The 14,047-nt window shown below is 58.5% G+C and carries 13 protein-coding genes and 1 pseudogene; 6 read left to right on the forward strand and 8 right to left on the reverse strand.

Going from position 1 to position 14,047, the window contains the following annotated elements:
• The 7 genes from PHW99_RS15050 to PHW99_RS15080 form a co-directional block, all read right to left on the reverse strand.
• The coding region (locus PHW99_RS15050) for a CMD domain protein (protein ID WP_300179285.1) at positions 1-1,132 on the reverse strand (1,132 nt) is incomplete at its 3' end.
• Positions 1,129-2,355, reverse strand: coding sequence for an acyl-CoA dehydrogenase family protein (locus PHW99_RS15055; RefSeq protein ID WP_300179288.1), 1,227 nt, complete (start codon positions 2,353-2,355; stop codon positions 1,129-1,131). The genes PHW99_RS15055 and PHW99_RS15050, both read right to left, overlap by 4 nt.
• 18 nt (positions 2,356-2,373) lie before the next feature.
• A complete protein-coding gene (locus PHW99_RS15060; protein ID WP_300179291.1) occupies positions 2,374-3,228 on the reverse strand; it encodes a VOC family protein in 855 nt (284 codons plus the stop codon).
• The gene (locus PHW99_RS15065; protein WP_300179294.1) at positions 3,218-3,973 is read right to left on the reverse strand and encodes an ABC transporter ATP-binding protein; all 756 of its coding nucleotides are present in this window, start codon (positions 3,971-3,973) and stop codon (positions 3,218-3,220) included. Before PHW99_RS15065 ends, PHW99_RS15060 begins: the two co-directional genes overlap by 11 nt.
• Positions 3,974-3,988: 15 nt before the next feature.
• Positions 3,989-4,912 (reverse strand): ABC transporter ATP-binding protein, encoded by a 924-nt coding sequence (locus PHW99_RS15070; protein ID WP_300179297.1) that lies wholly within the window; start codon positions 4,910-4,912, stop codon positions 3,989-3,991.
• Positions 4,913-4,992: 80 nt separating this feature from the next.
• Positions 4,993-6,837: an ABC transporter permease gene (locus PHW99_RS15075; RefSeq protein WP_300179300.1), complete on the reverse strand. Its 1,845-nt coding sequence runs from the start codon at positions 6,835-6,837 to the stop codon at positions 4,993-4,995.
• 42 nt (positions 6,838-6,879) lie between these two features.
• Positions 6,880-8,046 carry an ABC transporter substrate-binding protein gene (locus tag PHW99_RS15080; protein ID WP_300179303.1) on the reverse strand — a complete coding sequence of 389 codons (1,167 nt, stop codon included), beginning with the start codon at positions 8,044-8,046 and terminating at the stop codon, positions 6,880-6,882.
• Positions 8,047-8,262: 216 nt separating this feature from the next.
• Here PHW99_RS15080 and tauA point away from each other — a divergent pair, with 216 nt between their 5' ends.
• Genes tauA through tauD form a run of 4 tightly spaced genes read left to right on the forward strand, consistent with a single transcriptional unit; the run spans position 8,263 to position 11,818 of the window.
• Positions 8,263-9,264, forward strand: coding sequence for a taurine ABC transporter substrate-binding protein (gene tauA / locus PHW99_RS15085; protein WP_300179306.1), 1,002 nt, complete (start codon positions 8,263-8,265; stop codon positions 9,262-9,264).
• Positions 9,265-9,277: 13 nt separating this feature from the next.
• On the forward strand, positions 9,278-10,066 hold the full coding sequence (locus PHW99_RS15090; protein WP_300179309.1) for an ATP-binding cassette domain-containing protein: 789 nt from the start codon (positions 9,278-9,280) through the stop codon (positions 10,064-10,066).
• A gap of 9 nt (positions 10,067-10,075) precedes the next feature.
• Positions 10,076-10,924, forward strand: coding sequence for an ABC transporter permease subunit (locus PHW99_RS15095; RefSeq protein WP_300179312.1), 849 nt, complete (start codon positions 10,076-10,078; stop codon positions 10,922-10,924).
• Between the two features lie 60 nt (positions 10,925-10,984).
• Positions 10,985-11,818 carry a taurine dioxygenase gene (gene tauD / locus PHW99_RS15100; protein WP_300179315.1) on the forward strand — a complete coding sequence of 278 codons (834 nt, stop codon included), beginning with the start codon at positions 10,985-10,987 and terminating at the stop codon, positions 11,816-11,818.
• Positions 11,819-11,891: 73 nt separating this feature from the next.
• Here the strand turns inward: tauD and PHW99_RS15105 are convergent.
• Positions 11,892-13,047: pseudogene (locus tag PHW99_RS15105) on the reverse strand (IS3 family transposase).
• On the opposite strand from PHW99_RS15105, the gene PHW99_RS15110 reads away from it, so the two are divergent.
• The gene (locus tag PHW99_RS15110; RefSeq protein WP_300179318.1) at positions 13,015-13,266 is read left to right on the forward strand and encodes a hypothetical protein; all 252 of its coding nucleotides are present in this window, start codon (positions 13,015-13,017) and stop codon (positions 13,264-13,266) included. The pseudogene PHW99_RS15105 and the gene PHW99_RS15110 overlap by 33 nt on opposite strands.
• Before the next feature lie 213 nt (positions 13,267-13,479).
• Entirely contained in the window at positions 13,480-13,947 is a 468-nt protein-coding gene (locus PHW99_RS15115) for a rhodanese-like domain-containing protein (protein ID WP_300179321.1), read from the forward strand.
• The last annotated feature ends 100 nt before the right edge of the window (positions 13,948-14,047 follow it).

The raw sequence follows: 14,047 nt of genomic DNA on the forward strand, positions 1-14,047 counted from the left end.
CCCAGGCAAAAATAGCGGCTGCATGGATGGCGTCCAGAATCTGCCATTCATTCAGACCAGATACCCGCAGTGTGTCCAAGGTGTTGGCGCTCAACTCTGGAGGGGTGGCACTGAGTTCAACCCCTAAGTCAATCAAGGCACGTTGACGCAGTACCAGCGGTGTGTCAACGCCATCCCGGTACAGTGCCTCAATAACCTGAGGTTGTTTGGCCAACTGAACAAAAAAGCGCGCATGGACTGAGGCGCAATAGGGACACCCATTGACCAGCGACACTGCCACTGTGGTGAGTTCACGTTCCGCCCGCGACAAGCCACCCTGCCCGTACATGATGGCGTTGAACAAACGTGAACGCTGACGCAGCACCAGCGGGTTGTGCACCAGGGTGAGGTAATACGGCGAGCTGCGTGCGCTGCTGTGTGACTCATCCAGTACCGCTATCTGATCAGGTGTGGCATGTGCGGGGTCAACAATGGGCAGCCAGGATGCCCACTCCAGAACCTCCGTGGTATAGGCCACCTGCGGGTGATGATGCTCAACCTTGCCATGGTGACCTGGCAACAGTTCATTGGTGGGTACGTGTGCCGTCGCAGACGCAACGGGGAGCGGGGTGGGGTGAACTGCAAGCGCCGTCAGCCCCGCCAGCAACCGTGTTTGATAGCTGACAAAGGCAATGAGCTGCGCCAGTGTCACCGTGTCAGATGCGCTCAAACCCACAGCCAACAATGGTGCCAGATGACTGGCCTCGGCTTCAAAGGGTGTCAGCGACAAGCGGTCGACGAAGGCTGCAATGGCTTGCCAGCGCCAGGATGTCGAGTCCCACTCAAGGCCGGGTGCGGCGGTGGCTGCTGACGCAACATCTTGGGGCGCATTCAGCCCTTGCAGGCGGGTGTGATGAAACTGGGTCAGTACCGAGCTGCCTTGCAACGTGGCAACCCGCAAGGCCACCGCATGGCGTTCAATCAGGGTCAGACCCTGCACGTCATCCAGTTCAAACAAGGCATCAAAGCTGCCCTGGGTGGCGCTTTTGACTTCGGGTCGTTCGCTGCGAAGCAGCGCCAAAGGGCTGCCAACTGGCAGGCCAGCCAGAGCATCAATCAGGTCAGATGCCACGTTGGATGCGACGGTGTTCATACTGAAACTCCTTGTGTGGCAGGTGCACGCTGTGCCAAGGCCGTGCGACCCAGCAGGCCCAGGGCCAAGTCGTCTTGCGGCGGTTGAAACAGGCCACCCCGCGCATCACGGAAATGCCGCTCCAGCGTCAGACGGCGTGTCAGGCTAAAGCCACCGGCCACGCGCAAGCCCAGGTCGGTGACCTGGCAAGCGGTGTTGGTGACCAGGTATTTGGCTGCTGCGATTTGCGGGCCCAGGTTGGCACGCTGCTCGGGGTGATCGCTCCAGCGGCGCGCTACGTCATACAACACAGCACGTGCACCAATCACCAGAGCCTGCATTTCGCCAATCCACTGCTGGATGTGGGGCTGAGTCGCCAAGGGTTTGCCCAGTACCGAGGGTACGCGGTCATGCGCGTAGTCGGTGGCTGCGTCCAGCGATGCCTGGGCAATGCCCAGGTACACGGCGACCAGGCCCAGCCACCAGGCGTTGGCGGCAGTGGGTGGTGCTGCCACGCCCACCGGGGTTCGTTCCACCACAAAAGCTTCGGGCACAAACACGTTGTCAAAGTAGGCATCGTCGCTGCCACCGCTGCGCTGACTCAAAGCGTCTTGCCAGGTAGCCTCGAAGCGCAGCCCTGGTGCAGGGGCTTCCACAATGGCTCGCGCCACCTCACCCTGAGGGGCCTGGGTGCTGGGGGGAATGGACACCGCCACCAGCAAATAGCGTAGCGCTGGCGCGGCCGTCACAAAAATCTTGTGCCCACTGATCGACCAGCCTCCTGGCACTGGCTTGGCCACGGTGGCAGGCACGCCTCCGCGTGAGATGCTGCCCAGATCGGCTTCGGTGACCACCGAGTTGACGATGCCGCCTTCGCGTGCAATGGTTTGAAACACCTTTGTCAACACCGGTTCAGGCCAGGTGGGTTCCTCAGCCAAACGCCCCAGTACGTTGAGCAGCATGCCCACACCAATCGCCGTCGCTGCGTCGCCCTGGGCCAGGCGCTCTTGCGCGAGCACCAGATCAAACACGCTGGCCCCGTCGCCACCGTGTGCCTTGGGCAAGGCCAAGCGTAAATAGCCCGCCTCATGCAGGCGCTGGTAATGTGAAAGAACAAAAGCGCCAGTACGGTCATGTTCCGCTGCACTGGGGGCCAGTTCGCGTGCCAGCGCCTCTGACAACGTAACGATGTGACGCTGGTTTGGCGTGAAGTCCTGAATGTGTTGAAAATCTGCTTGACTCATGAAGTCCTGATGCCTCTCTCAAAAGTAGTGAATATCAAAAGGGGTGTGGTGCCTGATGTGCAGCACCTGGGCGCGTTTCGTGGCAACACGGTCATGCGTGCGAGGTGCGCGCAGGCCCACGCCGATCAATCCCTCGCCGCGGGTGTCCAGTGTTTGGTGCAATGCGATAGCCGCAGGCCCTTCGTTGTGCCCATGCGGTGACACCAAGACCAGCTGGATAGTGCCCAGGGTGAAGGAGGTGGTTGACAGGCCCAGGCCTGTGAGCTGTTGTAGCTGGTTTTCATGGTCAGCCTGTTCTCCCAACAAAGCGCGGTAACGCTGCCGACTGAGCTCTAGGTCATGCACGACCAAGGTAAGCGATGCGAGGCCTTGGACACCGTTGTCATGCAGGCGTGTGTTACCTTGGCTCACCCGCCAGTCGCGTGGGGTGATGTCGCCACACAAAAAAGGTAGGTCAGAGGTTGGTGGGGCGCCAATTTTCCAGAGCAATTTTTTGCCATCCGGGCGTATCCGCCCGCCATCCACCGGTCCAAAGTACGAGAGGCCCCGGCTTTGTGCTGCAGATACCGCCTCACCAACGTTGCCCGGCAGCAAGGCATAGTCGACAAAACCCGTGTAACCCTTGGCATGCAAGTGACCCCAGCGGTGCTGCGCTGCGGGTTTCAGGAAGGCAATCAGTTCCAGGTAGCTGCCGTCGGAGAAAACTACCAGCGCATTGTGTGTGTTGCCATCAGCATGGGTGCCGCCGCGTTGTACCGTGAACCCTTCGGTACTGAAGTTGGCGATGGCCTCTTCCAGGTCGCGAACGAGAATGACGATGTGGTCCAGGGAGAGTGTCAGGGATGGCAACGTCAGCAACGGATTAAGCGGCATCTGCTTCGCCCCCCAGGTAGGCATCACGAATGCGCGGGTCGTTCAGCAGGTCACGGGCGACACCGCTGAGCGCAATGCGCCCGGTTTGCAGCACATAACCACGGTGGGCAATTTGCAGCGCCAAACTGGCGTTTTGCTCCACCATGAAAACCGACACGCCGGTCTGGTTGACCTGCGCAATCAGCTCCAGCACCTTGTCTACATACAGGGGCGACAAGCCCATGGTGGGCTCGTCCATGCAGATCAGGCGTGGGCGCGCCATCAGTGCACGGGCCATGGCCACCATTTGCTGCTCACCACCGGACAGTGTGCCAGCCAGTGAAGCAATGCGCTCCTTGACACGGGGAAACAAGTCCAGCAGGCGCTCGTAGTCGCGGGCAATCTCAGCCTTGTCTGGCCGTGTGAATGCGCCCATCAGCAGGTTCTCCCGCACCGTCATGCCACCAAACAGGCGGCGCGACTCGGGCACCGAGGCCACCCCGCGCCGGATGATTTGCGGCGTGCTCAGCCCCACGATGGATTGACCGTCTATGCACACCTCGCCTTTGCGGGGTTTGAGCAAGCCCAGGATGATTTTCATGGTGGTGGACTTGCCGCTGGCATTGCCACCGAGCAAGCTCACGATTTCCCCGGCATTAACGTGCAGGTTCAAGTCAAAGTGCACCTGTACCTGGCCGTAAAAGGTGTCAACGTGTTCCAGCGACAGCAGGGCTGGGGTAGGGGAGTGTGAGGTGGTCGTGCTCATGGTGCGGGCCTTGGGTCAGGCTGCCAACCGAAATGGCTGCGCCAAGGCGCTGGGCGTGCCTGACAGCTCGGGCGAGACATGGGGTGTCAAGACAGGATGGAGATGAGAGGCCGTCTGGCCCACATGGCGGTGGCCCAGATAGGCTTCGATCACTGCTGGGTCGTGTCGCACCTCGGCGGGCAGCCCGTGGGCAATGCGCTGCCCGTCGTCCATCACCAGCACCCGGTCAGAGAGCTGCATCACCAGCTCCAGCTTGTGTTCGATCAGCAAAATGGTCTGACCGCCTTGTTTGAGGCTGCGGATGATGTCCAGCATTTCGGCGGTTTCGCTCTCGTTCATGCCAGCCGTGGGCTCGTCGAGCAACAGCAGGCGTGGCCGCAGGGCCAAGGCACGCGCAATCTCCAGACGGCGGCGGTTGGCATACGACAGGCTGTAGGCGCTCTGGTGCAACCGCGGTGTGAGCCGGTCGCCAAACAGGGCAATGATGTCAAGAGCTTCCTGCTGTATACGAGCCTCTTCGGCTTTCACGTGCTGCGGACGTGTCAAAGCTAATGCCAGTTCGGCCAGTGCGCCAAACGGTGATGCCCATGCAGGCACATCCGGCTTGACCGCGCTTAACCGGGTGTGGGCTCCGATCAACACGTTGTCCAGCACCGTTAAATTGCCGAACACCCGGCCATGTTGAAACGTACGCGCCAAACCGCAGGCTGCCATTTGTAGGGCGGATGCACGCGAAATATCAGCGCCCTCAAAATGCACCGTACCGGCATCGGGTTGATCCAGTCCGGTGATCAGGTTGAACAAGGTGGTTTTGCCCGCGCCATTGGGGCCAATCACGCTGATGAGTTCACCCTGGGCAATGTCCAGGTCAATCTGATCGACGGCGGTGATGCCGCCAATGCGGCGGGTCAGGCCCCGGACTTCAAGCAGTGCTGTCATGGTGAATTCCATTGGCAAAGGTGTGCATGGTTGTTGGTGATGGGGCGCGATCGGGTGTGTTCATTGGGCGTGTAAATGGGTTAAACCGTTCCCAGCAAGCCTTGCGGACGAAAGCGCACCAGCAGCAGCAAGGTGATGCCGTAGATCAGCATGCGGTATTCCGCCGTCACCCGAAACAGCTCGGGCAGACCAATCAGCGCCACTGCACCGATGACCGCACCTGCCACGTTGCCCATACCACCGAGAATCACGATGGTGATGGCCAGAATCGAGATTTGCGAGGTGAAGGTTTCGTGGTTGATGTAGGAGTACAGGTGCGCCGTAAAGCCACCCGCAATACCGGCCGCAAAGCCGCCAAAACCAAAGGCCAATGCCTTGTAGCGACTGGGGCTGACCCCGTAGGAACGCGCCGCCACATCGTCCTCGCGTACGGCCCGGAAACTGCGCCCCAAGTGCGTGTGTAATAGTCGCGATTGCAGCAAGGCCAGCCCAACCACCACGGCAAGCGTCAGCCAGTAAAAACCAGGGCCGGCATCCAGCGCGTCACCGTCGATGGCCAGGGGTGGAATGCCCGAAACCCCGATGGGTCCACGGGTCAAAGACTCCCAGTTCAAAATCACCAGCGCCACAATCTCACCAATGCCCAACGTGGCAATCGACACATAGTGCCCGCGCAGCCGAAACGCCGGGTACACCAGCAGGGTGCCGATGACCGCCGTGCCCAGCCCGGCCAGCAGGATGCTCAAGGCTACCGGCACCTGCAGATCCATCGCCACCAACGCCGACAGGTAGGCCCCAATGGTGAGCAAACCGGCATGGCCCAGAGAAATCTGGCCGACCGTGCCGGCCACCAGGGTGAGACTCAGCGCCAACAAGGCATATAACCAGGCGTTGGTGAGTGTGGTCAGCACATACGCCCCCTGCGCCAAGGGCTGCAACAGGAGCGGCAAGGCCACCAGCAGCGCGATGGTGCTTGGCCACACCCATCGCGGTACTACCACGGGATTGCTCGGCGCGACAAAGGTGCCGGTCAGCGGTTCAGGTGGCAGCCCCTTCTTTTTGCCAAACAGGCCGTTGGGCTTCCATACCAGAATGGCAATCAACAGCAAAAATGCAAACAGGTTGCGGTAGGGGGTGCCAAACAATGCCACGCCCCAGCTCTCGGTCAAACCCAGCAACATGCTGCCCACAATGGCCCCGGGAACATTGCCGACACCGCCAATGACCACCGCGACCACGCCTTTGAGCGTGGCCTGGAAACTCATGGCTGGGCTGATGTTGTTGTAGTACATGCCCACCAGCAGGCCGGAGAGTCCGCCCAGCGCTGAGGCGATGGCAAACACTGTCTGGTTGACGGCGTTGATGTTCACCCCCATTTGCAGCGCAGCATCGCGGTCTTGCGCACTGGCACGCACGGCCCAGCCCAGGCGGCTAAAGCGCAGGAAGCCAAACAGCACTGCGGCACTGGTGATACCCACCGCGGCGATCAACAGATCCAGCGTACCAATACTGCCGCTGCCAAGCTGGAGACGCCAGGTCGGCAAAGTGTTGGGCAGTGCCCGTGGATCGGGCCCGGCCAGCAATTGCACCAATTGATCCAGCACAAAACTGATGCCGATGGTGGCCAACAAGGGCGCAATGCGCGGTGAGTTGGCCAGTGGGCGCAACCCAATGCGCTCAATGGCCATGCCCAGCAAGGCACTACCGGCGATCACCAGGCCGATGGTGACGGCAAGCGAGGTATGGAGATAGGTGATGGCCGCCCAGCCAATAAACGCCCCTACGGTGTACACCGAGCCGTGGGCGAAGTTGATCAGGTTCGATACCCCGAAAATCAGGGCCAGCCCCACCGCCAGCAACGCATACACGTTGCCGATGATCAGACCGTTCAAAGTGTGGTCAAACCACGAAGACCAGTTAGCCATCAGGTGTCCGCCCAGAAACATCGGTGACAAAGGTACGCAAAATTACTTGTTGCCACCAAACACGGTCCATTTGCCGCCTTTGACGACCAAATCGACGCTTTTGACCCCGGCAACGCGGCGCGTCGTTGGGTCAAACGTGGATTTCCCAAAGATCACACTGGGCACGTCCTTGACCTTGTAGAGTGCATCGCGGATGGCCTTGCGATCCGTGTTGCCTGCCGTGCGAATGGCGGCTGCGGCGATCAACACCGCGTCATAGGCATAGGCGTTGAAGGCATCCGGATCACGTTTGTATTTGGTTCGAAATCGACTGACAAAACCTTGAACTTCGCTGCGTGGGTCTTCCGGGAAGAATGAGGTGTTGGTGATGATGCCCTCCACCGAAGCTCCCCCCAATTCCAGAAACTTGGGTGAGTAGACCGAACCCACTGCTACAGCGGGCAAATTGATGCCGGTGGTTTTGAGTTGCCCGGCAATCAGTGCGCCATCGGCATAGTAGGAGATCAGCACAATGCCATCAGGCTTGGCATCACGGATGCGAACCAGGGTGGAGCGGAAGTCTTTGTCATCCGGTAAATAACCTTCGCTGATGATCACCTGTCCGCCACGCTCGGCGGCGGCTTTCACAAACACGTCCTTGCTAGTGCGGCCCCAATCGGTGTTGAGGTGCAACACGGCAATTTTCTTGAGCCCCAACTTCTTGACCGCCAGATCAGCAAGCAACGGCTGCTGGTCGGCCTGGCTGATGGAGGGACTCCAGGCAAAATCACCGCCTTTGGTGAAGTCGGGGTGTGAATTGGTAAAACCCAGTTGTACTAGGCCGGCACGCTGGTAGATCGGTGTGGCGGCCATCGACGCAGGGCTGGAGAAGTCGCCGAGTTCAATCACGATTTTCGAATCATTGACAAACTTCTGCGCAATGCCGACCGACTGGCGTGGGTCACTCTGACTGTCTTCAAACACATAACTCAGTGGCCGTCCCAGCACACCGCCATTGGCATTGATTTCCTCCAATGCCAAATCAAACCCAGCCTTCCATTGTGCGCCGTACTGTGCGTTGGCTCCGGTCAGCGGGCCACTCACGCCAAACACGACGGGCTCACCGCTTGCGGCGGCCTGCGAGATCCAGGGTAGACCGGCTACAGATACGGCACTTAAGGTAGACAACAGCGTACGGCGACGCAGCAAAGAAACAGATAGCTTGTTCATGACGGACTGGTCCGAAAGTTGAATGAGCGGCAGAGTTTGCAGCGTGATCGGTGTGGCGCAAAAGAATACTTCTGCATATCCAAAAACAAAAAATCGCAGGCAGCCATCAAGTCGAGCCATATATGTTTTTCGGCTTAGCAAATGCAAATCGCATCGTTGTCTGGAGTGATCTGGCTGTCTAGCATCGACCACCTTTACCCACACAGGATGGCTTTCATGGATCTCAAAAACTCTTTCATCCAGTTGCTGACGGCAACGGCTTTTCTTGGCTCATCAAACCTATTGGCCCAGACCAAGGAAATCACCTTTGCATATCAGGACATGCTGGTACCACTGCGTACCTTGATTGAATCGGGTGAGCTTGAGAAAACCACGGGCTACAAGATCAACTGGCGTCAGTTTGGCGGCGGTGGTGACGTGATTCGAGCACTGTCCTCAGGCGACGTGCAGATTGGCGAAGCTGGTTCCAGTCCGATTGCGGCCGCGGCCAGCCAAGGTCAGGATGTCAAACTTTTCTGGATTCTGGATGACATTGCCGACGCCGAAGCGCTGGTGGTGCGCAAGGGCAGTGGTATCCAGGGCTGGAAAGACTTGAAAGGGAAAAAAGTCGCCACGCCGTTTGTCTCGACCTCGCATTACCAATTGCTGGTAGGGCTGAAGCTAGAGGGGGTTGATCCCAAGGACGTGAACGTGGTCAACCTGCGTCCACCGGAAATTGGGGCAGCCTGGGAGCGTGGGGATATTGATGCGGCCTTCATCTGGGATCCGGTGCTGTCGCGCATCAAGTCCAGTGGCCAAGCGATTGCCACGTCAGGCAGCATCGGCAAAAAAGGCCACCCGACTTTTGACGGCCTGGTGGTCAATGGCAAATGGGCTGCAGCCAACGAGGGTTTTGTGGTGGCTTTGGTCAAAGCGCTGGCCAAGACCGACGATGACTATCGCCGCAACACGGCGAAATGGACAGTTGATTCCCCACAGATCAAGGCCATTGCCAAGTGGAGCAAGGCTGATCCCAAAGATGTGCCCGCTGCGATTGCGCTTTACAAGTTTCCGACGCTGCAGGAGCAACTTTCGCCGACCTGGTTGGGGGGTGGTGCTGCCAAAGCCTTGTCCAACACGGCGGTGTTTCTGAAGGAGCAGGGGCGCATCCAGGAGGTCAAACCGGACTACAACGCCTTTGTGAGTACCAGCTACGTGCGTAAGGCCTTGGGCCAGTAATCGTGGCACGCGTGTGACAACACTCGACATCAATCATCTGACCGTTCGCTACGCAGCGGTAGATGGTGTTCATACGGCACTGGCCGATGTGAATCTGCGACTTAGTGGCGATGACTTTGTGGTGGCGATTGGTGCGTCCGGCTGCGGCAAAACCAGTTTGCTCAATTGCGTGGCCGGTTTTCTGCCGGCCTCCGGTGGCCAAGTGTTGTTGGATGGGGCACCTATCCAGGGTCCTGGTGCCGAACGGGGTGTGGTGTTTCAGAAGCACGCGTTGTTGCCTTGGCTCAATGTGCTGGAGAACGTGGCTTTGCCATTGCGGCTGCGCGGTGTTGACGCCATGGGGCGACATGCCGTGGCGCAGGCCAAGCTGGCACTGGTGGGATTGGCGGGAGCAGAACAAAAAGCGATATGGCAACTCTCGGGTGGTATGCAGCAGCGTGTGGGTATTGCACGCGCGCTGGCCAGTGATCCGGCGATCCTGCTGATGGACGAACCCCTGGGGGCGCTGGACGCGTTCACGCGAGAAGGCGTTCAGGAAACGTTGTTGCAGGTTTGGGCGAGCGCCCACAAGCTGGTCCTCTTCATTACCCATTCGGTTGAGGAAGCGCTATTTTTGGGGACGCGGCTGGTGGTGATGAGTTCGAATCCGGGCAGCATCACCAAGGTCTACAACGACTTGCCGTTCTCCCGTCAATTTCTTTCGGGTGTGTCGGCTCGGGCCGTCAAATCCCAGCCGGAATTCATCGCCTTGCGTGAAGAGGTGCTGGACCTGATCCACCGTCGGGAGAAACTGCATGTCTAGTTTCAGGAAATGACCGGGTTTGTGCGTACCGGCCGGTTCGCCCTCTCGCCAGAACCCGAAGAACAAAGCATCAGTGCGTTCAGGGAAATTGGGGAAGGTCCCAGTGGCTGGATCAGTGTGTTGACCGTGTTGCTGCTGCTGGGTCTTTGGTACGGACTTACCCAAGCAGGCTGGGTCAAGCCACTGTTCTTGCCCTCGCCGGGGGCGGTCTGGCAGCAGTTTTATGACTATTTGACGGGGCAGGCCAATGACAAACCCCTGTGGCAACACGCGCTGGCCAGTTTGACACGCGTGTTGTTGGCCTTTGTGCTGGCCTGTGTCAGTGCCATTCCGCTGGGGATCACCATGGGGGTATTGCCGTGGCTGCGTGGTGTAGCTGATCCGCTGCTGGAGTTTTACCGACCCTTGCCGCCTTTGGCCTATCTTCCACTCATCATCATCTGGTTTGGCATTGACGAGACGCCCAAGGTGTTGCTCATTTATCTGGGCTGTTTTGCGCCTTTGGTGCTGGCGGCGCGTGCGGGGATGCGCAGTGCCAGTCAGGAGCAGATTCACGCTGCCTATTCCATGGGAGCTAGCCGTTGGCAGGTGATCCGCCACGTCTTGCTGCCAGCGGCCTTGCCCGAGATTCTGGTTGGTATGCGGATGGCCATTGGTTTTGGCTGGACCACCCTGGTAGCAGCCGAAATGGTGGCAGCGTCGGTTGGCCTGGGCCAGATGGTACTCAATGCTTCCAATTTTTTGCGCAGCGACATTGTGATCATGGGCATTGTGGTGATTGGCCTGCTGGCCTACGCCTTCGATGCCTTGATGCGCTGGTTTGAACGCCGTCTGGTGCCCTGGAAAGGGCGAGTTTGACACGCTATAGCTTGGTATCGCATGAAATGAGCAGAATACCTACTTGAAGGAACGATTGGAGTGACTTTGCATATTCAGGCCTTGGGCCCAGTGATTGGCGCTTTGGTCAGTGGTATTACCTTGTCGGAGCCGCTACCCGACGCCGTCCGTGCCGAACTGGAAGCGGCCTTGTTCAAGCACCACGTACTGTTTTTTGAGAATCAGGCCATTACGCCCACTCAACAGCGTGATCTGGCTCGCTGTTTTGGTCCCCTGCACGTCCACCCGATTTATCCCCATGTGGCAGAGGTGCCCGAGATCATCGTGCTCGACACCAGCGACAACAACCTGCCCGATAACGACAACTGGCACACCGATGTGACGTTCATCGACACACCGCCGTTGGGTGCTTTGTTGTCAGCCAAACTCTTGCCTCCATCGGGTGGCGATACCTTGTGGAGCAGCGGCATTGCCGCGTATGAAGCGCTGTCTGTCCCGTTTCAACACTTGCTGGACGATTTGACGGCGGAGCACGATATCCTGAAATCCTTTACGGCGCAACGCTTTGCCCGCACCCCACAGGAGCAAGCACGCTGGGAAGAGGCACGGGTGAAAAACCCGGTGGTGACTCACCCGGTGGTGAGGACGCATCCGGTCAGTGGTCAGCGTGGTTTGTTCGTCAACGAAGGCTTCACCACCCGTATTCTCAAACTGGACCAAAAGGAGAGTGATGTGGTACTGGCCTACCTGCGCAGTCATGTGGCAAAACCCGAATTCACGGTGCGTTGGCGCTGGAAAGAAAACGACTTGGCGTTTTGGGATAACCGCCTGACCCAGCATTACGCCACTGTGGACTATTTACCGCATCGCCGCATCATGCACCGTGCCACCATTTTGGGTGACAAGCCTTATTGACGATCAGTGGTTTACTTCAAGCATGTGCGCGGACTGAGGTTGCCCCTGTTTCCCGGACTCCTTAGCCGTCCAATTATGCGGTTTTCCTGTCCTGCTGCTGTGCCGCGTTGCAGCGTTGTTCAAACACCATTGAACTGACATAGTCCAGCGTCTGATGCAGTCGTGTGCTGTTGTAAAAGACCAGCCAGTCGATAACTTCATCCATGGCCGCGCGGCGCGTGGCAAATCGCCGCCCATGCAGGCGCGCTACCTTAAGATGCCCCCACAGGCTTTCAGTGGGGGCGTTGTCCCAGCAGTCACCACGTCGGCTCATCGATGACTTCATCGCGTAGCTTTTCAATGCGTTCTGGAAATCGTGCCCGCAGTATTGGCTGCCCCGGTCTGAATGAACTATCAACCCGGGCGCAGGCTTTCGCCGGAAATACGCCATGCGCAGTGCATCGACCACCAGACTGGCCTGCATGTGTTCTCTCATGCTCCAGCCCACCACCTGTCGGCTGTACAGGTCCAGCAAAACCGTCAGGTACAACCAGCCCTCGTCGGTGGCGATGTAGGTGATGTCGGTTGTCCACACCTGGTCGGGCCGCTGGGCTGTGAAGTCGCGCTCAAGCAGGTTGGACGCAATGGGCAGGTTGTGGTTGCTGTCGGTGGTGACAACAAACCTCTTCTTGCCTTTGGCCTTGATGCCGTGAAGCTTCATCGTTTTCTGACGCGTTCTTTGCCTACGCGTATGCCACGAGCCCCGAGTTCTTTCCACATCTTGGGCCAGCCGTATTCCCCTTTGACCTCGGCGTGGATGGCCAGGATGTGTACCAGCAGGGCTTCGTTGCTGATGCGCCTGTTGCTTGCGGGTTTACTGGGCTGGGTTCTGGCTTGGCGCTTGCGATGTTCAAAGTAACCACTGGCACTCACGCCCAGCACTTCGCAACTCAGGGTGACCGGCCACAGGGTCTTATGTTTACAAATCCACGCGTACTTCACAGTGACCCTTTGGCGAAGTACGCCGTCGCTTTTCCCAGGATGTCGCGCTCCATACGAAGGCGGGCATTCTCTGCGCGTATTCGGGCCAGTTCCATTTGCTCGGGTGACACCGGCTTGTCGCCAGCACCCTTGAGTTGACCTTGATTGCTGAGTCTGACCCAGTTGCCCAGCGTCTGGCTCGGCACTCCTAATATCTTGGCCATTACCGGCACGGCTTGTCCACCTTTGACCAGTCGCGCCGCTTCCATCTTGAATTCCAGGGCATTAAATCACAGGCCATCGGTCCGATTCGTTTTAGCTTATGCAGATTTGTTCCTTGGCATGACGGCGATTTGGATGAACAGTGTAGAAATGCTTTGAATGGCGTTGCCGATACTCATGTCTTCGCCCCAATTTCCTTTACACGCCATGGCCTTGATGACTTTGATAGCGGCACCGCTGCTGGCAAAGCCTGCATCGGTACTTGATGGGCACGTTCATTTCTTGCAACGTTGGATTGACAAACTCAGTCACCCGCGTCGCGTGCATATTCATGGCCTCATTAGATGAATAAGTTATGTAAAACCAAATATTCAATCGTTTGAGTTTCCACGCTCTGGTCATAAAGTACTTTCTGCCGCCTGTAGCCACTAAGCGCTGCCGAGCCAACTGATCAAGCGATTGCCAAGGATTTTTTGACCATGACCACTGTGATTGAAGCCATCCAACTGCCCGAAGCGCTCGAACCGGTGCGCGCCGTGGCGCTGTCCACCGGCCTGTCTTATGCCGGGGGGGTGCCGCCTCAACTGGCCTGGGAGCTGGTTCAAAGCGGCCAGGCGACGCTGGTGGACGTGCGCACTGCAGAGGAGCGCAAATTTGTCGGCCATGTGCCCGGCAGCGTCCATGTGGCTTGGGCGAGCGGTACCAGCATGACACGCAACCCGCGTTTTGTGCGCGAGCTTGAAGCCAAGACCAGCAAAAACGCTGTTTTACTGCTGCTTTGCCGCAGTGGCAAACGTTCAGACCTGGCTGCCGATGCCGCAGCCAAGGCTGGATTTACCCGCGTCTTCAACGTGCTTGAAGGCTTTGAAGGCGAGATTGACGAACAGCAACATCGGGGCGGTTTAGGCGGCTGGCGCTCTTACAACTTGCCCTGGGTGCAGGACTGATCCCGCTGCCCGCTTTTTCACTCCCAAAGGAACCACCATGACACAAGCATTTGCCGACAATTCCCTCTCCATTGGCCGCACGCCGCTGGTCAAGCTCAAC

This window comes from Rhodoferax sp. (assembly GCF_028689305.1).
GTDB lineage: Bacteria > Pseudomonadota > Gammaproteobacteria > Burkholderiales > Burkholderiaceae_C > Rhodoferax.